Genomic DNA, 19,017 nt, shown 5'->3' on the forward strand with positions numbered 1-19,017 from the left:
CCCGCATCTACACAGGAGCCATTGGTGGATTCAAACGACGTCCAGGCAGACCTAAAACACGTTCTCTACACCAAGGAACAGATCCAGCAGCGGATCACCGAGCTCGCTGCCGAAATCGACAAGGACTACGAAGGCCGTGAAATCCTCGTTGTCGGCGTTCTCAAGGGTGCCGTGATGGTCATGGCCGACCTCGCCCGCGCGCTCCACAGCCACGTCTCGATGGACTGGATGGCAGTCTCCTCCTACGGCTCAGGCACCCAGTCCTCCGGCGTGGTCCGCATCCTCAAGGACCTCGACACGGACCTGATGGGCAAGGACGTCCTGATCGTCGAAGACATCATCGACTCCGGCCTGACGCTCTCCTGGCTCAAGACCAACCTCGAATCCCGCGGCACCGCGTCCGTGGAAATCTGCACGGCCTTCCGCAAGCCGACGGCCGCCAAGGTGGAAATCGACGTCAAGTACGTCGGCTACGACATCCCCAACGAGTTCGTGGTGGGCTACGGACTGGACTATGCAGAAAAGTACCGCAACCTGGACTTCGTGGGCACCCTCGCCCCGCACGTCTACGAGTAAACACTCTTCCGCCGGCAACAACAGCGGTGGCAACAACAGCGGTGGCAACAACACCGGCAACAACAAAGGCGGCAGGAACATCGGCATCAGGGACGTGGCCGCGGCCGCCGGCGTCTCGCCGACCACTGTTTCGCACGTCCTGAACGAGGTTCCCTCGGCCCGGATCAGCCCGGAAACCCGGGACAGGGTCAGGGCCGTGGCCGGCCAGCTGGGCTACGGGCCCAACAGTGTGGCCCGTGCGCTGCGGACCAGCCGGACCGCGTTGCTGGGACTGATCATCGAAGACGCCGGGGACAATCCTCAGGCCGGTCAACTTATTCTCGGCGCCGACCGGGCAGCCCGCGCCCGCGGCTACCACCTGCTGGTGATCACCACCTCCATGACGGAGACCCCCGGGGCCAGGGAGGCCGACGTCGGGTCCCTCCTAAGGCGTGGGGTGGACGGAATCCTCTACGCGCCACGGCACCCCGGGCGCCGTCTCCTCGCTGACTTCGGCCCCCGTCCTGTGGTGCCGGTAGTCACCGTTGACAGCGGCAGCAGCACCTCGGCGGAAAAACCAGATCACGACGACGGCGCCCCGGCCGCCGTCGACCAATCAGCCGAACGGGCCGCCCGCGCTGCCCGCGCGGCCGGGATCCTCATCGACGCCATCGAGGAAGCCGCGGACACTAACCTCCCTCCCCAACCTGGCCGCCCTGATCCCGCCGCCGGTCCACCGGAAGTGCCCGCCCAGTAACGGGAAGCCCGCGGATCGGGGCCGCGCCGGATGCGGCTGCTACGCCCAGAGGGAACTTTTAGGCGGCATCGTGCGTGATTTACTCCGGACGGTGTATAGCTAGTAGCTGATGCAGCACCACACGCGCGTAGACCACTCGCCGTGCAGCACTACCAGGAGGGACGGGGCCAGCCCCCGAACAGATGAAAGCTAAGAGTTTCTTCAAGGGCCCGGGCATCTGGATCGTTGTTGTGATCGCCATGCTCCTCGTGGCCTTTGCAACGCTGGCTCCCGGCGGCGCAGCACGGATCGACACCGACAAGGGCCTTGAGCTCCTCGCCGCGAACGGCAAGGTTGAGCAGGCAAAGATTTTCGACGGCGAAAACCGTGTTGACCTGGTCCTTAAGGACAGCCTGAACATCGACGGCCAGGACAAGGGCAAGAGCGTCCAGTTCTTCTACGTCGACGCCCGCGCGGCCGACGTCGTCAAGGCCGTCACCGACGCCAAGCCCGCGAACGGCTACACCGACCAGCCGATCGAAAGCAACTGGTTCTCCGGCCTGCTCTCCCTCCTGATTCCTGTCATCCTCCTCGGTGCGCTCTTCTGGTTCCTGATGACCCGCATGCAGGGCGGCGGCTCGAAGATCATGCAGTTCGGCAAGTCCAAGGCCAAGATGGTCAACAAGGACATGCCCCAGGTGACCTTCAATGACGTTGCCGGAGCCGACGAGGCAGTCGAGGAACTCCAGGAAATCAAGGAGTTCCTGCAGGAGCCCGCCAAATTCCAGGCCGTGGGCGCCAAAATCCCCAAGGGCGTGCTGCTGTACGGCCCGCCCGGAACCGGTAAGACCCTCCTCGCCCGTGCCGTCGCCGGCGAGGCCGGCGTGCCGTTCTTCTCCATCTCCGGCTCCGACTTCGTGGAAATGTTCGTCGGCGTGGGCGCGTCCCGTGTCCGCGACCTTTTTGAGCAGGCCAAGGCCAACTCACCCGCCATCATCTTCGTGGACGAGATCGACGCCGTCGGCCGCCACCGCGGCGCCGGCATCGGCGGCGGCAACGACGAACGCGAGCAGACCCTCAACCAGTTGCTGGTGGAGATGGACGGCTTCGACGTCAAGACCAACGTCATCCTGATCGCGGCCACCAACCGCCCGGACGTCCTGGACCCCGCACTGCTCCGCCCCGGCCGCTTCGACCGGCAGATCACGGTTGAGGCGCCGGACCTGATCGGCCGTGACCAGATCCTGCAGGTCCACGCCAAGGGCAAGCCGATGGCGCCCGGTGTTGACCTCAAGAGCGTGGCCAAGAAGACTCCGGGCTACACCGGCGCTGACCTGGCCAACGTTCTCAACGAGGCCGCCCTGCTGACGGCCCGCTCCAACGCCAACCTCATTGACGACCGCGCCCTGGACGAGGCCATTGACCGTGTCATGGCCGGCCCGCAGAAGCGCAGCCGCGTCATGAAGGAACACGAGCGCAAAATCACCGCGTACCACGAAGGCGGCCACGCCCTGGTGGCTGCTGCCCTGCGCAACTCGGCGCCGGTCACCAAGATCACCATCCTGCCCCGCGGCCGTGCCCTGGGCTACACCATGGTGGTGCCGGATAACGACAAGTACTCCGTGACCCGCAACGAACTGCTGGACCAGATGGCCTACGCCATGGGCGGGCGCGTCGCGGAGGAGATCGTCTTCCACGACCCCTCCACCGGCGCCTCCAACGACATCGAGAAGGCCACGGCCACGGCCCGCAAGATGGTCACCGAATACGGCATGAGCGAACGGGTGGGTGCGGTGCGCCTGGGCCAGGGCGGCGGCGAGCCCTTCCTGGGCCGCGACGCCGGCCACGAGCGGAACTACTCCGACCAGATCGCCTACGTGGTGGATGAGGAAGTGCGCCGCCTGATCGATCAGGCCCATGACGAGGCGTACGCCATCCTTACCGAGAACCGCGACGTGCTGGACTTCCTGGCCCTCGAACTCCTGGAACGGGAAACCCTCAACCAGGCCGAGATCGCTGACATCTTCCGCGACATCCGCAAGCGTGACTTCCGCGAAGTCTGGCTGTCCAAGGAAACCCGGCCGGTCCAGCAGGCCGGCCCGGTGGAATCGCGGCAGGAAAAGGCGGAGCGCGAAGCCCAGGAGGAGGCCAAGAAGGCCCGCCTCGACGAACCGTTGGACGCCCAGCCCCCGCACCCGCAGGGTGTTCCGGAGGATGCTCCTTTCCAGGGCGGCATCCCCGACTCGGGTCCTGACGCCCTGCGCGGCTAAGCTTTCTTCTGTGAATGACTTCGACGACGACGACGACCTCTCCTCCGCCGGACTTCCGGCGGAGGACGGATCCCACCATAAAAAGCACGACAAGGTGGACCGGCCCCGGATTGAAGCCGCGGTCCGCGAAATCCTGCTCGCCATCGGCGAGGACCCGGACCGGGGCGGGCTCCAGGACACTCCCAAACGGGTGGCCAAAGCCTATGCGGAGGTGTTCGCCGGCCTGCACCACGACCCGGCTGACGTCCTGTCCACCACTTTTGACCTGGACCACGAGGAACTGGTCCTGGTCAAGGACATCCCGTTCTATTCCACGTGTGAGCACCACCTGGTGCCGTTCCACGGTGTGGCCCACGTGGGCTACATTCCCTCGCATGACGGCAAGGTAACCGGCCTGAGCAAGCTGGCGCGGCTCGTGGACATCTACGCCCGGCGCCCGCAGGTGCAGGAACGGCTCACCACCCAGATCGTTGAAGCAATGGTCACCCACCTCAAGCCGCGTGGCGCGATTGTTGTTGTTGAATGCGAGCACATGTGCATGTCCATGCGCGGTGTCCGCAAGCCCGGCGCGAAGACCGTCACCAGCGCGGTACGCGGGCAGCTTCATGACCCGGCCACCCGTGCCGAGGCCATGAGCCTCATCCTCGGAAGGTAAGTAACAAACCATGGACTCATTAGCTGCAGCCCCGGGAACCGGGCCCGCAACGTCCCCGCTGCCCATGCTGCGCAAACCGCGCCCGGCCGCGAAATTCGCAGACCTACCCACCGGCCGCACCCTGGTCATGGGCATCCTGAACGTCACCCCTGACTCCTTTAGCGACGGCGGCAAGCACTTCACGGCGGACACCGCCATCGCCGCCGGCCTGCGGATGTTTTATGCCGGCGCGGACATCATCGACGTCGGCGGCGAATCGACCCGCCCCGGCGCCCTGGATGTCAGCCCGGAGGAAGAACAGCGCAGGGTGGTCCCCGTCATCGAGGCCCTGGTCAAGGCGGGTGCGCTGGTCTCCATCGACACCACACACACGTCCACGGCTGCGGCCGCGCTGAAGGCCGGAGCCGCCATCATCAACGATGTCTCGGGCCTCACCATGGAGCCGGAAATGGCAGAGCTGGTGGCCTCGTCCAAAGCGCCCTACGTCCTGACACACCGCCGTGGCGATGCCCGCACCATGAATTCGCTGGCCGAGTACAAGGACGTTGCCGGCGAAGTGGTGTCGGAACTGGCCGGCGTGCGGGACAAGCTCCTCGCGGCCGGGGTCAGCCCGGACCAGATCATTGTTGATCCGGGCCTGGGCTTCGCCAAGAACGATGCCCAGAACTGGGAGCTCCTGCAGAACCTGGACCAGCTGGACAGCCTGGGGCACCGGGTCCTGGTGGCTGCATCCCGCAAACGCTTCCTGGGCACCCTGCTGACCGTGGCCGGCAAGTCCGCCGCCCCGGAGGAACGCGACGCAGCCACCGCGGCCATCACGGCCATCAGCGCCTTCCGCGGCGCCTGGGCCGTCCGCGTGCACGACGTCGGGCCCAGCCTTGACGCTGTAAAGGTCGCTTCGCGCGTGGCGGCTGCCCGCACCACTCACTAGGGCCGGGGGACCCCATGGACAGGATTACGCTGAGCGGTGTCACCGCCGTCGGCCATCACGGCGTCTTTGATTTTGAACGCCGCGAGGGCCAGCCCTTTGTGGTGGACGCCGTCCTGCACCTGGACTTCGCCAAAGCCGCGGAATCCGACGACGTCCGGGACACTGCGCATTACGGCGAGGTGGCTGAGCGGATCAAGGACTGGATCACGGGGGAGCCCTTGAACCTGATCGAGGCCCTGGCCGTGAGAATCGCCGATGACCTGCTGGGCCGGTTCAGCATCAGGGCCGTGGACGTCACGGTCCATAAGCCCCAGGCCCCCATCGAGGTGCCGTTCGGCGATGTGGCCGTCAGCGTGCACCGGGAGAGACCATGACCGCGTACACGAAGGCGGTCCTGGCCCTCGGCAGTAACCTGGGCGAACGAAACGACACCCTCTCCGGTGCGGTGGCAGACCTGGTGGATCCTCCGGAGGTGCGCCTGCTGGCCGTATCCCCGGTGGTCCAGACCAAACCGGTCGGTGGCCCGGCCGGGCAGCCCGACTTCCTGAACATGGTGATGACCGTGGAAACCATGCTGTCCCCGGAAGCCCTGCTGGAGCATTGCCAGGCGGTGGAGAACAAGCACCTCCGCGTCCGCGACGTGCGCTGGGGACCCCGCACGCTCGACGTCGACATCATCACCTACGGTGACGTCACCCGTGATGACCCGGACCTGACCCTGCCGCATCCCCGTGCTGCGGAGCGCGCCTTTGTCCTTTACCCCTGGTCCCTGATCGAACCGGCGGCAACCCTGGGCGGCGAACGGATCGGTGACCTTGCTGCGCGGGCAGCAGACTTCGCCGACATCGTGCCGTTCGACGGCTTCGGCGACTACAACGGTGTTCCCACGGCCGGGGCGGTGGAATAGCAATGAAACCCATCAGCCCCGGTCGCCTCCTTCTGATCGGCGTGGCCCTGACCGTCGCCGGCTGGTCAGCCACCGTGGTGACCACGCGCTACAGCCTGGCCACGCCCGTGCTTCCGGTGACAGCCCTTGCCACCATGGCCGTCATCGTGGTGATCACGCTGATCCTTGGCATCCGGGTGCTTCGCTGGCGCAACAGCACGAAACGCAAGAAGGCACTCGACCCCATCCTCGCTGCCCGGACCCTGGTACTCGCCCAGGCTTGTGCCTATGCAGGCACTGTCCTGCTGGGGTGGCACGTGGGAATCTTCCTGGACCAACTGCGCATCTGGAACCTCCGCAGCGACCAGGGCATCACCTGGGTAGCCATTGCCGTGGCCGGCGGGGGCCTGGTGATGATCGTCGTGGGCCTGCTGGTGGAACGGTTCTGCCGGATCCCGCCCGAAGACACGGACGCGGCCGGTGACGGAAAGCCCGGCCACGGGGTCCGCGGGGAAGCCGCGGGGGAGGGTGAGTATGCCTACCGAGGCGATTGATCCGGCGGGCATCTCCTGGCAGCGGGTGTCACCAAAATACGTCACCGTGCGGCTGGTGGAATGGGCCGCCGGCAACCTGCTCGCGGTGATTGTGCTGAGCCTGCCCCTGGTCCTCGTACTCCTGGGCTGGTGGCGCTGGCCGCCGCTATGGCTGGCCATCCTGGTGCCGGCGGCCGCCCTGGTTTTGGCCGCCTGGCGGCTGGTGCTGATTCCGCGCCAGGTGCGTGCCATCGGCTACGCCGAACGGGACGATGACCTGCTGATCCGCCGCGGGATTTTCTTCCAGCGCACCCTGGCGGTTCCCTACGGCCGGATGCAGTACGTGGACATCGGGGTGGGTCCGGTCGAGCGCGGGCTGGGGCTGTGCACGCTGAAACTCCACACCGCCTCGCCCGGCACGAACGCCACCATCCCCGGCCTGCCCGCCGGTGAGGGGGCGCGCCTGCGTGAACAGCTCGCCGCCCGGGGCGAAGCCAGGCTGGCAGGGCTGTGACCGCTGACCTTCCGGAACGGGGAGTGCCGGAGGCAGCGTCCGACGGCGAGTGGCTGCGGGTGCATCCGGCCTCGCCGTTCGTTCGAGGCTGGGTGGCGCTGGCGGCCATCGGCTTCTTCTTTGGGCGGGACATCTTCGAACGGCTGTTGCAGGGCCGGCCCCTCATTGACGACGATTTCGCAGGCCGTGCGCCTTTGCTGGTAGCCGGCGGCGGGATCATGCTGGTGCTGACCGTCCTGGGCTTCATCCTCACCTGGTACTTCACCAAATACCAGGTCTCCGGGGGCTACGTCAGGATCAATTCCGGCTTCCTCTTTCGCCAGCAGCGCCAGGCCCGGCTTGACCGCGTCCAGGCCATCGACATCGTCCAGCCGCTGCTGGCACGGATTTTTGGCCTGGCGGAACTCAAGTTCGAGGTCGCCGACGCCGGGGAATCCGCCGTCAGGCTCGCCTACCTGCGGATGGACGACGCCCGGCAGCTCCGCGCCACCATCCTGGCACGTGCCGCCGGTGTGGTTCCCGACCCCGCCCGGCCGCAGGAGGCCCCACCCGAGGCACCGGAATTTCCGGTACTGTCCGTGCCGCCGTCGCGCCTTCTGGGTTCGCTGCTCCTCAGCGAGCAGAGCGTCGGTGTGGTGCTGGGCGGCGTCGCGTCCGTCATCCTCTCCGCCGTAACGGACAACCGGAGCTTCTACTTCTACCTGATCCCGGCGGCGCTGGGCCTGGCCGCCAGCTACTGGGGCTCCTTCAACAAGGGCTACAACTTCACAGCGGCGATCTCCCCGGACGGGATCCGGCTCCGCTACGGACTCCTGGACACGCAGGCACAGACGCTGCCGCCCGGCAGGATCCAGGCGCTGAAGGTGGTCCAGTCCCCGCTGTGGCGCATCTTCGGCTGGTACCGGATCCAGGTCAACGTTGCCGGCTACGGCGCGCCGGGCAGCAACGGCGAGCCGGCGTCCCGGACCACGCTCCTGCCCGTCGGCAAGCTTCCCGAGGTGATGAGCATGCTCGCACTGGTCCTGCCGGACCCGGGGACGCCGGAGCCCGGACGCATTTTCGCGGCGGGGCTTGGCGGACTCGATTCCGACGGCGGATTTGTCACCACACCGCGCCGCGGCCGGTTCCTCGCGCCCCTGGGATGGCGCCGCAACGGCTTCGCCTCCACCGACACCGCGCTGCTGATCCGCTCGGGCCGGTGGTGGCGGGAACTGGTGCTGGTCCCGCACCAGCGCACCCAGTCCATGGCCATGCACCAGGGACCCCTCGCCCGCCAGTTCCGCCTGGCGGACCTGATCCTCCACACCACTGCCGGGCCGGTGTCACCGCGTCTGAGGCAGGCCGGCCTGGACGAGGCGCGTACCCTTTTTGACGAACAGTCCGCCCGCGCACGCCTGGCCCGCAAACGGCAGACCAGCGAACAATGGCTGGCGCAGGTTGCCCCGTCACCGACACGTGGACCTGCCGCGGGGAAACCGCCGGCGAACGGCACCACCAACCAACACGGCACCACCAACCAGCAGGAGAGCACCAACCGTGGCTAAACCGGGGCGCCTTGGCGTCGGAATCATCAGCGCCGGGAAAGTCGGTGCGGTACTCGGTGCCGCCCTCCGCGCTGCCGAACACGCCGTCGTCGGGGTTTCCGCAGTATCCGAGGCCAGCCGTGACCGGGCCGAAGCCCTGCTCCCCGGCGTCCCGGTGCTGGAAATCCAGGAGATTGTGGAACGCGCCGAACTGGTGCTCCTGGCCGTGCCGGATGACGCCCTGGCCGGCCTGGTGGACGGTCTCGCCAAACTGGGGGCCTGGCAGCCCGGACAGTTGGTGGCGCATACGTCGGGCAGATTCGGCGTGGGTGTGCTCCGCCCCGTCAGGGCCGCCGGCGCGATCCCGCTGGCCCTGCACCCCGCCATGACATTCACGGGCATGAGCCTGGACCTGACCCGCCTGCTCGACTGCACCTTCGGGGTGACGGCGGACGCCGCCATGCTGCCCATCGCGCAGGCCCTGGTGGTGGAGATGGGCGCCGAGCCAGTTGCCATTGCCGAGGCGGACCGGACGCTCTATCACACAGCCCTTGCCCACGGTTCGAACCATCTTGTCACCCTCGTGGCGCAGGCCTCCCAACTGCTCCGGGATGTGGGGGTGGACGCCCCGGACCGGATGCTCGGGCCCCTCTTGCGGGCCACGCTCGAAAATGCGCTGGCCTCCGGCGAGACAGCCCTGACAGGGCCGGTGGCACGCGGCGATGTGGGCACCGTGGCGGCTCACGCCGAGGCGCTGCGCGAGTACGACGCCGGGACCCACGGCGATGTCCTTGAGGCCTACCTCGCCATGGCCCGTGCCACCGCGCGGCGGGCGGAAACCCGCGGCCTACTTAAACCGGATCAACTGGGGGCCATCCGATCGGCCCTGGAAGAAGGAGAATAACGTGGCTACCCAAGTGGTACGGACGGCGGCGGAACTGCGCGAGGCCAGTGCCCGCCTCTTGACAGGGAAGGAAGGCCGCTCCCAGGCCCTGGTGCCAACCATGGGCGCACTGCACGGGGGGCACGCCCGGCTGGCACGGACCGCCGTCGAACAGAACGACGTTGTGGTGGCCTCCATCTTTGTGAATCCGCTGCAGTTCGGCGATGCCGTGGATCTTGACCGGTACCCGCGGACGCTCGAAGCCGACGTTGCGCTGCTTGAGGCACAGGGCGTGGACCTGGTGTTTGCGCCCTCGGTGGAGGATGTTTACCCGGGCGGGGAACCCCTGGTGCGCATCACCGCCGGTACCCTGGGGGAAAAATGGGAAGGCGCCTCGCGGCCCGGGCATTTCGACGGGGCCCTCACCGTCGTGGCGAAGCTGCTGCACTACGGCGCTCCGGCTGCAGGCCTCCCGTCCGCCGGGGCCTTCGTCTCCGGCAGCACCGCCGGCCTGCCCACCTACCGGGCCTACTTCGGGCAGAAAGATGCCCAGCAGGTGGCACTCGTGCGGCGGATGGTGGCCGACCTCAACTTTCCCGTGGACATCGTGACGGTACCCACCGTCCGTGCCGACGACGGCCTTGCCCTCTCCAGCCGCAACCGCTTCCTGTCCGACCAGGAGCGGGAAGCCGCGTTGGTGCTCTCGCGGGCCCTGCGGCTTCTTGAGGAGCGCGCCAATGCCCAGGAGCCGCTGGACCTCGACTCGGCCCAGGCCATGGTGGCCTCCCAGCCATTGGTGGAACTTGACTACTTCGACGTGGTGGATCCGCGGACCCTTGAACCACTCGCCGAAAACTGCCGGAAGGTTCCCTTCCGGGGTGAGGGACTGGCTCTCATCGCAGCAAAAGTGGGCCCGGTCCGGCTGATCGACAATGTGCCGTTGAGTTCCTGATCCCTGGACCTCGTGCCGGGTGGGCGGCGCAAAAAGTCTGTTGGATTCCGTTCGGATCGACTAAGCTTATTTCAGTGCCCCGGACCCTGGCATCGCCCCATTTGGCGTCCCCAGGAAGAGCAAACCCCATGATCCGCACAGTGGACGACGGTCTGTCGTACCTCGTTAGAGTCCCCAACGCCGCCGTTGTTGACGACTACTTGAATTCCGCAGTAAACATGGCGCGACAGTTCGCGTCCACCACCGGGCTATGCGGGATCCTGGTGACCCGCCACGCCCACGACACTTATACGGTTGCCGTCAGTGAGGCTGTGCCGTTCGGCGAGACGCACGAACGGTTGGACTTCTGAGGACCCTCGTGCCAGGAGCTGACGGCATGCTGCAACTCGGGCGGCATCACAGGTTTGACGCAGGGGCCACACCGCTCCAAGGACAGGCCCACGAAATCATCGTCTCCATCCTTGATGATCCGTCCCCTGGTTTGGACGGGGTCAAGGAACGGCTGACCCGGTGCCTTGCCGCCCACCCGCATGCCCCCGAGATGGCCTTGCTGGAACACCTGCGCGAAACCGTGAAAATAGTCAACGCCGAACCGGGGCAATAGGACTGTCCGATGCGTTGCCGTGCCCGGGGCATAGCCACTATGTATTGTTGGGATGACGACTCCGCCGTTCCGGTTCAGCCTGCAGCCGGCATTTGCGCAGCGGGAATGAATCAGGGATCAGAGGCTGACCATGGACAGTGGGCCCGACGCAGCGGGTGAAGCGGACCTCTGTGCTCCCTATCTCGCACAGTTGCCCATCACGGGCGTCGCCGTATCGCTCTTCGGCGGGACTGCCGCCGCCACGCTGGTCGCAGCCAGCGATGAAATGGCTGCGCGGCTGGACGAGTTGCAGTTCAACCTGGGGGAAGGTCCGCGATGGCGGGCGATGCAGACCCGGCTCCCGGTGCTCCTTGGTGATGCGCAGACCACCGTGGACGGCGAGTGGCCCATGTTCCACCGCGCCATCGAGGGCACGCCAGCGGCGGCGTTATTTGTCTTCCCGCTGACCGTGGGTGCCCTGGACCTTGGCGTCGTGGAGCTGTATCACACGGTGCGTGGAAACTTGAGCCGTTCCGCGGAGTCCGCAGCCGCAGCGTTGGCCGGCCAAACGTCCTGGTATCTGCTGCGCAAGGTCCTCAGCGTCAATTCCGCTGAGGGTGATCCCGCTCTGGAGCCGGGGCTGATGTCGCGCCGGGAAATCCATCAGGCCACCGGGATGGTCCTCGCGCAGTCCGGCGCTACGGCGGCAGAATCCTTGCTCCTGTTGCGTGCCTACGCGTTCGCCAACGACGTCACCCTGAAGGCCGCGGCCGATGCTGTCCTTGCGGGCCGGCTTAGTTTCGACCCCGCGTCAGATGGGGAGCCGGGCCCGGCGCTGCAGTAAAATGGCGCCATGGTAACGAGTACCCGTGCGGAGCGCGTCAGCCTGGCTTTCGTGAAGCTGACGGACACGCTGGTGGCGGACTATGACGTCCTTGATCTCCTGCACACTCTGGTGGAGGAGGCCGTGGGGCTGCTTGATGTCTCGGCCGCCGGGTTGGTGCTGGCCGATCCCACGGGAGAACTCCAAGTGGTGGCTTCCACCAGCGAGGAGAGCCGGCTCGTAGAGGTGTTGCAGCTTCAGGCCGGGGCCGGTCCGTGCGTCGACGCATACCGATCCGGGGTTCCGGTGGTTGTGGCCGATGTAAGCGCCCTGACACGGTGGCCCGACTTCCGTGCGGCCGCGCTCTCTCAGGGCTTCCGCTCCGTGCACGCAGTGCCCATGCGGGTCCAGGGCCGCGCCATCGGCGCCATGGGACTCTTCCGTTCCACCGCGGGGCCCCTGACGGCAGAGGACACCGCGATTGGACAGGCCCTTGCGGATGTCGCCACGATCAGCCTGATGCAGGAGCGCACCATCAGGGAAGCGGCGCTTGTCAACGAGCAGCTTCAGCGGGCTTTGAACACCCGGGTGCTGATCGAGCAGGCCAAGGGAGTTATCGCCCACACAGCGGGTGTGGACATGGACGCGGCGTTCAACCGGCTGCGCAACTACGCGCGAGCCAACAACCAGAGCCTTCAGGTGACAGCCGGCAGCATCGTGGACCGCAGCCTGACGCTGTAAGCCGCCGCACCGGAAAGCGTTCTGCGGTCCCGGGCGGCCGCGCCCGGGACTCCTGCCGCGCCCGGGACTCCTCGCGCTCGGGCCTCCTACAGAGTTGACCCGCCATGGTGGTCCCGGTTGACCATCAGCTGTTGGAGGAGGGCGCGTTCGGGCCGGCCGGGATTCTGTGCCACGCAGCGGCGGAGTCTGGCCCGGGCCAGCTCCTCGCCGGGATCGGTCCCGCCCAGCACTTCGTCGATGATTTCCTGTGCCTGCCACCGCAGTGACTCGCGGGCGAACTGCCGGACCTCAGCGGTGGCCGCCGCGGACTCAACCCACGGGTCCGGATCGGGATCGTCACAGGGGATGAACTCGAACATTCGCTCTGCTGACATTGGGGCCTCCTTGCACCATGCTGCCGGTTCTTGGGAAGCCCCGGAGCGTCAAAGCACTTGCGTTTGAAAAGACACTACATGTAGGAAGACCGGTCTGTCTGCACCCCGGAGTAAACTGATATCACGATGATTTCCGATGGAGAAGCCACCCTGCCGCCGGCGGAAAGTATTGCAGCGGCGGCCATCCGTCCTGCCGATTCCCGGGAGCGGATCCTCGCGGTGGCGTACCAGCTGTTCTCCCGCCGGGGAGTGCGGGACGTCGGGGTCAACGAACTGATCGAACGTTCCGGGGTGGCCAAGGCAACGTTCTACCGGCACTTTCCCTCCAAGGATTCCCTCGTATTGGCATTCCTGGAGCTGCGGGACCAGCTCTGGACCGTGGACGCGATCGTTGGTCAGGCGAAGCAGCGGGCCAGCAAGCCCACCGGGCAACTGCTGGCCATCTTCGACGTCTTCGGCGAATGGTTCCGCCGGGACGATTTTGAAGCCTGCTCGTTCATCAACATCCTGCTGGAGATGGGTCCGTCGCATCCGCTGGGCCTGGCGAGCATCGATTATCTCGCCCGGATCAGGGGCCACGTGCAGGTGCTTGCGGAGCAGGCAGGCCTTGATCGTCCGGAGGATTTTGCCAGGTCGTGGCACATCCTGATGAAGGGGTCCATTGTCTCTGCCTCGGAAGGCGATACGCAGGCTGCCAGCCGGGCCCAGGAGATGGCCGGCTGGTTGATCCAGCACCACAGCCGCTGAATAGTCAGCAGCCGCCGAATAGTCAGCTTGCTTATCAGTTGCGGCTTTCCTAGGCTGGATGCTGTCAGACACACAACTCTCGAAGCGGTCAAGCGTAGCTGCAATGCGCCCGGACCGCGTCGCTAAAGGAGGAAAAATGTCAGAACACAACATCACGGGCAAGAAGGTCGCTTTCCTGCTGACGGACGGAGTGGAGCAGGTGGAGCTCACCAGCCCCTGGCAGGCAGTCAAGGACGCCGGCGGCGTGCCGACGCTGGTGGCTCCCGGCAGCGGCCGGCTGCAGGGCTACAACGGGACGGACAAGGGCGATACCTTCGACATCGACCTCACTGTGGCGGATGCCAACGCTTCGGACTTTGACGCCTTGGTTCTTCCGGGCGGGGTAGTGAATGCCGACCATCTCCGCGTGGACAAGGACGCGCAGAATTTCACGCGCAGCTTCTTTGAACAGCACAAGCCCGTGGCCTCGATCTGCCACGGCCCCTGGCTCCTGATCGATGCCGGCGTGATCCGCGGCCGTAACGTCACCTCGTACCACACGCTCCAGACGGACCTGAAGAACGCGGGCGCCAACTGGAGTGACGAGGAAGTGGTGGTGGACCAGGGCCTGGTCACCAGCCGCAACCCGGACGACCTTCCCGCCTTCAACAGCAAACTGGTGGAGGAAATCTCGGAAGGTCAGCACGCCGGCCAGACTGCCTAAGGAATCTGCCCCGTCCCGCCGCTGTTAACACTTTTAAAGCGGGGGACCGCCCGGCTATTGATAGAGGATGACTAGGGATTGGCATGACCAGGCAGGTTGAATCGTTTGAGGACGATTCCGGTGCAGTGGTGTACTACCACCGGCACCAGAATGGCGGTGGCTTCGTTGGCCGCGGCGCTGTTGTGGCCGACTCCGTCCGTCTGGGGCCCATGACGTATGTGGAGCCGCATGCGCGGATCGGGGCATGCACCCGGGTAGGGCACGGCAGTTGGATCGACCGCCAGGTGCAGGTGGGGGAGCGGACCATTATCGGCGACGCCGTGCGCGTGGGCAACGGAGCAATCATCGGGAACCGCGTGCACATCGGCAGCCACTCACGCATCGGCGCAGGTGCCGTCATTGGGCACGGCGCCCGGCTCGCTGCCGACAGCAGGGTGCCCGACGGCGGCCGCGTCGCCGCCCAGCCGCGGCGCCGGACCGACGTGGCGGCAACCAAGCGTCCGAGCGTTCGCAAACAACCGAAGAAGCTGGCCGCCTGAGGCGGCCAGCTTCTTCTGCGTCGGATCCGGTTGCGGCGGCTCGCCGGGCCCGGCGCCTAGAGCAGGTTGGCGCCGATGTCCCGGCCGATCTGCCGGAGCAGGGCCGCAGACAGTTCGGGATCCTTGGAAGAATCCTGGTCCGTGTACTGGGCGAGCGTGTAAACGCCGGTGAGCGCCAGGTCGGACCAGCGCTCGCGCGGGAGCAGGGAGCGTCCGGCGACGGCGATGATCGGCCGGGCTCCGGACCGGCGGGCGACGGCGGCCGGCAGCTTTCCGGCCAGGGTCTGTTCGTCAAGGCTTCCCTCGCCGGTGATCACCACGTCGCAGCTCTCCTTACGGCTGTTGAAGTCCAGCAGGTCCAGGAAGAAGTCTGCCCCCGAGACCTGTTGGGCCCCGAGCAGCAGGCAGGCGAAGCCGATGCCGCCGGCGCTGCCTGAGCCCTCATGCCGGGCCAGCGTCGCGGGGCCGGATTCCCGTGCGCCCGGGAACCCGGCGCCCGGGAATCCGGCCTCGGTCAGCTGCGTGACAAAATGCGTGAGACCTTGCTCGAGTGCCAGGATCTCAGCGGGTCCGGCTCCCTTTTGCGGCCCAAAAACGGCCGGTGCGCCCTGGGGGCCGAGGAGCGGGTTGTATACGTCGCTGGCGATGATCAGGTTGGTGCCGGCGAGTTCAGGGAAGGCTGCCCGGTCCACGGAGTGGATCCGGGCCAGGGAACTGCCGGAGCCGTTCAGCTGCCGTCCATCGGCGTCCCGAAAAGTGAATCCGAGGGCGGTAAGCATCCCCATGCCGCCGTCGGTGCTGGCACTGCCGCCGAGCGCCAACACTATGGTGGCCGGGTTCAGGCTTAAGGCGAACAGGACCGCTTCGCCGAATCCGCGGCTGGAAGCGGCCATGGCTTCGGGCCGTCCGCCGGGCAGGAGACCCAGGCCGCAGGTGTTCGCCACCTCCACAACTGCCGTGACGCCGTCGTACGCGATGCTCGCCTGGACCGGCTGGCCGGTGGGTCCGGCCACTGTGTAGCTCCGCCGGGTGAAGCCGGAGGCGACGGCGGCGTCCACGCTGCCGTCACCTCCGTCCGCGAGCGGAAGGATTTCGCAGTGGACCGTCCCGGCGCCGGTTGCTGACCGGAGTCCTGCGGCCAGGGCGTCCGCCACTTCGCCGGCGGTGAGGCTGCCTTTGAACTTGTCGGGTGCGATGAGGGTGCGGACGTTTTTTGGGGCGGTGGTGTTGTTCATGTCAGACGGATTCCGAGTAGGCCGGGCGGCGATCATGGGCGGTGGAAGGCTCGACGGCGGAGGGTGCCGCGGGTGCCGGACCTTCAGTCACTGCCGGCATGGGCTCCACGTATTCTCCGGCAAAGACCCGGCGGGCCCGATCAGCGTCCAGGGTGCGGTCCCACCAGGCGATGAAGAGGGTGGCCACCGCGTTGCCGGTGAAGTTCACCAGCGCCCGGCACTCGGACATGAACTTGTCGATGCCGAAAATGAGCATGATGCCGGCCGCGGGGATGGTACCGAGCGTCGTCAGGGTAGCGGTCAGGGCGATGAAACCGCCGCCCGCCACTCCCGCCGCGCCCTTCGAAGTCAGCAGCATGACCGCGAGCAGGCCGAGCTGCTGTCCGATGCTCAGGTGCGTGTTGGTGGCCTGCGCGATGTAAAGGGCGGCCAGGGAGAGGTAGATCGCGGCGCCGTCGAGGTTGAAGCTGTAGCCGGTGGGAACCACCAGGCCCACTGTTTCTTTTTTGACGCCGGCGTGCTCGAGCTTGCGCATCAGCCCGGGCAGGGCGGGCTCGGCGGTGGAGGTGCCCAGGATGAGCATGTACTCCTCTTTGAGGTGGCGGATCATGGTGAAGATGTTCAGCTTGAGGAAGGCCATCACGGAACCGAGGACCACCACCACAAAGAGGATTGAGGTGACGTAGAAGAGCGCGATCAGCCCGCCCATGCTGGTGAGGGAGGACACCCCGTACTTGCCCACCGCGAAGGCCATGGCGCCGAAGGCTCCCAGCGGGGCTGCCTTCATGATGAAGCCCAGGATCTTGAACATCACCCCGGTGAGTCGCTGCACGCCGTCCAGGACGGGGGCGCCCACCTTGCCGATGGCGTTCAGGGCGATGCCGAAGACGACGGCGATGAAGATGATCTGAAGGATGTCACCCTCGACGAACGGCCCCACAACGCTGTTGGGAATGATGTGGGTGAGGAACTGCCACCACTCCTGGTGCTGGCCGGCGTCGATCAGCTTGGCGGCGGAATCCGAGGTCTTAATGGTGCTGGCGTCCACGTTCATGCCCTCGCCAAGGCGGAAGATGTTGATGGCCACCAGGCCGAAAATCAGGGCAAAGATGGTGCCCACCTGGAAATAGGTCAGGGCTTTCAGGCCCGTCATGCCGACTTTCTTCAGGTCGGCGACGCTGGCGATGCCGCCCACGATGGTCAGGAACACGATGGGCCCGATGAGCATCTTCATGGAGTTCACGAAGGTGGTGCCGATGGGTTCCATGGCAATGCCGGCGGTGGGTGCGAGCCAGCCGACCAGAATGCCGATAACAATGGCGGTCAGTACCCAGAAGTAGAGCTGCCGGTACCAACGTGTCTTGGGGGCCGGCGCTGCTGCAGCCGGGCCCGTGGTGGTGCTGTAATCCATGATTCCTACCTCATTGGGGAATGGCGCTGGAAGGTGGTGGTGGGACGCCGCGTGGACTTCCGCGGGGAGGGTCCGACGGCGGCCGGACAGCCGCCGTCGGACGTTCTGGTGCGTGGGAAATGAAGTCTTTTTAGACCGCGGCGGGTGCGAGAGTAAGTGCCTTGATGATGGCCTCGGTGACGTCGTCCGTCCGGGCGTCGCCGCCGACGTCGCGGGTCAGGTGGCCGGAGCCGGTGGCTGCCTCGATGGCGGCCTCCACCCGGCGGGCCTCCCCGTGCAGGCCGAAGTGGTCCAGCATGAGCGCGGCGCTGGCGATGGCGCCGATCGGGTTGCTGATGCCCTGGCCGGCGATGTCCGGAGCGGAGCCGTGGACTGGTTCGAACATGGACGGGAAGCGGCGTTCGGGGTTCAGGTTGGCGCTCGCCGCCAGGCCCAGGCTGCCGGCCAGGGCGGAACCGAGGTCGGAGAGGATGTCCGCGTTCAGGTTTGATGCGACCACCACGGAGAGCTCTTCGGGCTTGAGGATGAACTTGGCGCTCATGGCATCCACCAGGACACTTTCGGTCTGCACGTCCGGGTAATCCAGTGCCACGCGATTGAAGACTTCGTCCCAGAGGACCATGCCGTACTGCTGGGCGTTGGACTTGGTGACCGACGAAACCTTTTTGACCGTGCGGGTCCGGGCGAGATCGAAGGCGAAGCGCATGATGCGCTCGCAGCCTTTCTCGGTGAACAGCGCGGTCTGCAGTGCCACCTCGTTGCCGGGGCCGCGGCCGCTGAGGTTGCGGCCGCCCAGGCCGGCGTATTCGCCTTCGCTGTTTTCGCGGACCACAACCCAGTCAAGCTCGGTGTTGTCGGCCTTGCGCAGCGGGGACTGGATGCCGGGCAGGAACTTCACGGGGCGGATGTTGGCCCACTGGTCGAAGTTCTGCGTGATGTTCAGTCGCAGGCCCCAGAGGCTGATGTGGTCCGGGACGTTTTCCCAGCCGACGGCGCCGAAGTAGATTGCGTCGAAGTCCTTGAGTGCTTCCAGGCCCTTGGGGTCCATCATCTGGCCGGTCTTCCGGTAGTAGTCGCAGCCCCAGGGGAACTCGGTCCAGTCGAAAGCGAACTTGCCGTTGGAGTTCTCTGCAAGGGCCTCAAGGACGCGGCGGCCGGCCGAAACAACTTCCTTGCCCACACCGTCCGCAGGGATCGATGCAATGCTGAATTTCTGGGTGGCGCTCATGTGCCTACCTCCTCGTTGAGTTTGTTAGCAGTGAGCCTGTTGTGCGGGTCACACTGTTCTTCCTCTTCAAGTAGACGGGCGGCGGGCAGGCAGCGTCCAAGACCAAGATCCGATCCGCTAGATAGGTTTTACCTACCGATAAATTCATCGATTGCTCCGTAACTGCCGTTATGAGCACTCGAAAGTGCCATATTG

23 protein-coding genes are annotated in these 19,017 nt (G+C 66.2%); 19 read left to right on the forward strand and 4 right to left on the reverse strand.

Annotation, left to right across the window (positions count from 1 at the left end; translation table 11 throughout):
* Positions 1–24 precede the first annotated feature (24 nt).
* The 16 genes from hpt to SBP01_RS01455 all read left to right on the forward strand — a co-directional run bounded on the left by hpt (position 25) and on the right by SBP01_RS01455 (position 12,585).
* Complete coding sequence (hpt, locus tag SBP01_RS01380) at positions 25–576, forward strand: hypoxanthine phosphoribosyltransferase (protein ID WP_255769214.1); 552 nt, start codon at positions 25–27, stop codon at positions 574–576.
* Entirely contained in the window at positions 515–1,312 is a 798-nt protein-coding gene (locus tag SBP01_RS01385; protein WP_320537243.1) for a LacI family DNA-binding transcriptional regulator, read from the forward strand. The genes hpt and SBP01_RS01385 overlap by 62 nt, the downstream gene beginning before the upstream one ends.
* Before the next feature lie 182 nt (positions 1,313–1,494).
* On the forward strand, positions 1,495–3,561 hold the full coding sequence (ftsH, locus tag SBP01_RS01390) for an ATP-dependent zinc metalloprotease FtsH (RefSeq protein WP_320537244.1): 2,067 nt from the start codon (positions 1,495–1,497) through the stop codon (positions 3,559–3,561).
* 10 nt (positions 3,562–3,571) lie between these two features.
* Positions 3,572–4,216, forward strand: coding sequence for a GTP cyclohydrolase I FolE (folE, locus tag SBP01_RS01395; RefSeq protein WP_275213852.1), 645 nt, complete (start codon positions 3,572–3,574; stop codon positions 4,214–4,216).
* A 10-nt stretch (positions 4,217–4,226) separates the two neighbouring features.
* Positions 4,227–5,147 (forward strand): dihydropteroate synthase, encoded by a 921-nt coding sequence (gene folP / locus SBP01_RS01400; protein WP_275213853.1) that lies wholly within the window; start codon positions 4,227–4,229, stop codon positions 5,145–5,147.
* Positions 5,148–5,161: 14 nt separating this feature from the next.
* Positions 5,162–5,521, forward strand: a complete 360-nt coding sequence (gene folB / locus SBP01_RS01405; protein ID WP_320537245.1) for a dihydroneopterin aldolase — start codon at positions 5,162–5,164, stop codon at positions 5,519–5,521.
* Entirely contained in the window at positions 5,518–6,054 is a 537-nt protein-coding gene (gene folK / locus SBP01_RS01410) for a 2-amino-4-hydroxy-6-hydroxymethyldihydropteridine diphosphokinase (RefSeq protein WP_320537246.1), read from the forward strand. The genes folB and folK overlap by 4 nt, the downstream gene beginning before the upstream one ends.
* Positions 6,055–6,056: 2 nt before the next feature.
* On the forward strand, positions 6,057–6,587 hold the full coding sequence (locus tag SBP01_RS01415; protein ID WP_320537247.1) for a DUF3180 domain-containing protein: 531 nt from the start codon (positions 6,057–6,059) through the stop codon (positions 6,585–6,587).
* Complete coding sequence (locus SBP01_RS01420) at positions 6,568–7,080, forward strand: PH domain-containing protein (RefSeq protein WP_320537248.1); 513 nt, start codon at positions 6,568–6,570, stop codon at positions 7,078–7,080. Before SBP01_RS01415 ends, SBP01_RS01420 begins: the two co-directional genes overlap by 20 nt.
* Positions 7,077–8,624 (forward strand): PH domain-containing protein, encoded by a 1,548-nt coding sequence (locus tag SBP01_RS01425; protein WP_320537249.1) that lies wholly within the window; start codon positions 7,077–7,079, stop codon positions 8,622–8,624. Before SBP01_RS01420 ends, SBP01_RS01425 begins: the two co-directional genes overlap by 4 nt.
* Positions 8,617–9,507, forward strand: coding sequence for a Rossmann-like and DUF2520 domain-containing protein (locus SBP01_RS01430; RefSeq protein ID WP_320537250.1), 891 nt, complete (start codon positions 8,617–8,619; stop codon positions 9,505–9,507). The genes SBP01_RS01425 and SBP01_RS01430 overlap by 8 nt, the downstream gene beginning before the upstream one ends.
* A gap of 1 nt (position 9,508) precedes the next feature.
* A complete protein-coding gene (locus SBP01_RS01435) occupies positions 9,509–10,438 on the forward strand; it encodes a pantoate--beta-alanine ligase (RefSeq protein ID WP_320537251.1) in 930 nt (309 codons plus the stop codon).
* 128 nt (positions 10,439–10,566) lie between these two features.
* Entirely contained in the window at positions 10,567–10,788 is a 222-nt protein-coding gene (locus SBP01_RS01440; protein ID WP_275213862.1) for a hypothetical protein, read from the forward strand.
* 26 nt (positions 10,789–10,814) lie between these two features.
* On the forward strand, positions 10,815–11,042 hold the full coding sequence (locus SBP01_RS01445; RefSeq protein WP_320537252.1) for a hypothetical protein: 228 nt from the start codon (positions 10,815–10,817) through the stop codon (positions 11,040–11,042).
* A 130-nt stretch (positions 11,043–11,172) separates the two neighbouring features.
* Positions 11,173–11,865, forward strand: coding sequence for a GAF and ANTAR domain-containing protein (locus tag SBP01_RS01450; protein ID WP_320537253.1), 693 nt, complete (start codon positions 11,173–11,175; stop codon positions 11,863–11,865).
* 9 nt (positions 11,866–11,874) lie between these two features.
* On the forward strand, positions 11,875–12,585 hold the full coding sequence (locus SBP01_RS01455; protein WP_275213865.1) for a GAF and ANTAR domain-containing protein: 711 nt from the start codon (positions 11,875–11,877) through the stop codon (positions 12,583–12,585).
* An 86-nt stretch (positions 12,586–12,671) separates the two neighbouring features.
* Here SBP01_RS01455 and SBP01_RS01460 read toward each other — a convergent pair whose 3' ends face one another.
* A complete protein-coding gene (locus tag SBP01_RS01460) occupies positions 12,672–12,959 on the reverse strand; it encodes a hypothetical protein (RefSeq protein WP_275213866.1) in 288 nt (95 codons plus the stop codon).
* 126 nt (positions 12,960–13,085) lie between these two features.
* Between SBP01_RS01460 and SBP01_RS01465 the strand changes: the two genes are divergently transcribed.
* The 3 genes from SBP01_RS01465 (at position 13,086) to SBP01_RS01475 (ending at position 14,948) form a co-directional block, all read left to right on the forward strand.
* Positions 13,086–13,706: a helix-turn-helix domain-containing protein gene (locus SBP01_RS01465; RefSeq protein WP_320537254.1), complete on the forward strand. Its 621-nt coding sequence runs from the start codon at positions 13,086–13,088 to the stop codon at positions 13,704–13,706.
* Between the two features lie 136 nt (positions 13,707–13,842).
* Complete coding sequence (locus tag SBP01_RS01470; protein ID WP_275213868.1) at positions 13,843–14,409, forward strand: type 1 glutamine amidotransferase domain-containing protein; 567 nt, start codon at positions 13,843–13,845, stop codon at positions 14,407–14,409.
* 83 nt (positions 14,410–14,492) lie between these two features.
* Entirely contained in the window at positions 14,493–14,948 is a 456-nt protein-coding gene (locus SBP01_RS01475; protein WP_320537256.1) for a transferase, read from the forward strand.
* A 56-nt stretch (positions 14,949–15,004) separates the two neighbouring features.
* Here SBP01_RS01475 and SBP01_RS01480 read toward each other — a convergent pair whose 3' ends face one another.
* From SBP01_RS01480 to SBP01_RS01490, 3 genes are all read right to left on the reverse strand, one after another.
* Positions 15,005–16,183 carry a glycerate kinase gene (locus tag SBP01_RS01480; protein ID WP_320537257.1) on the reverse strand — a complete coding sequence of 393 codons (1,179 nt, stop codon included), beginning with the start codon at positions 16,181–16,183 and terminating at the stop codon, positions 15,005–15,007.
* 1 nt (position 16,184) lies between these two features.
* Positions 16,185–17,594, reverse strand: coding sequence for a C4-dicarboxylate transporter DctA (gene dctA, locus SBP01_RS01485; RefSeq protein ID WP_320537258.1), 1,410 nt, complete (start codon positions 17,592–17,594; stop codon positions 16,185–16,187).
* 130 nt (positions 17,595–17,724) lie between these two features.
* A complete protein-coding gene (locus tag SBP01_RS01490) occupies positions 17,725–18,822 on the reverse strand; it encodes a tartrate dehydrogenase (protein WP_275213872.1) in 1,098 nt (365 codons plus the stop codon).
* Between the last annotated feature and the right edge of the window lie 195 nt (positions 18,823–19,017).

Origin of the sequence: Pseudarthrobacter sp. IC2-21 (genome assembly GCF_034048115.1) — a bacterium.
GTDB lineage: Bacteria > Actinomycetota > Actinomycetes > Actinomycetales > Micrococcaceae > Arthrobacter > Arthrobacter naphthalenicus.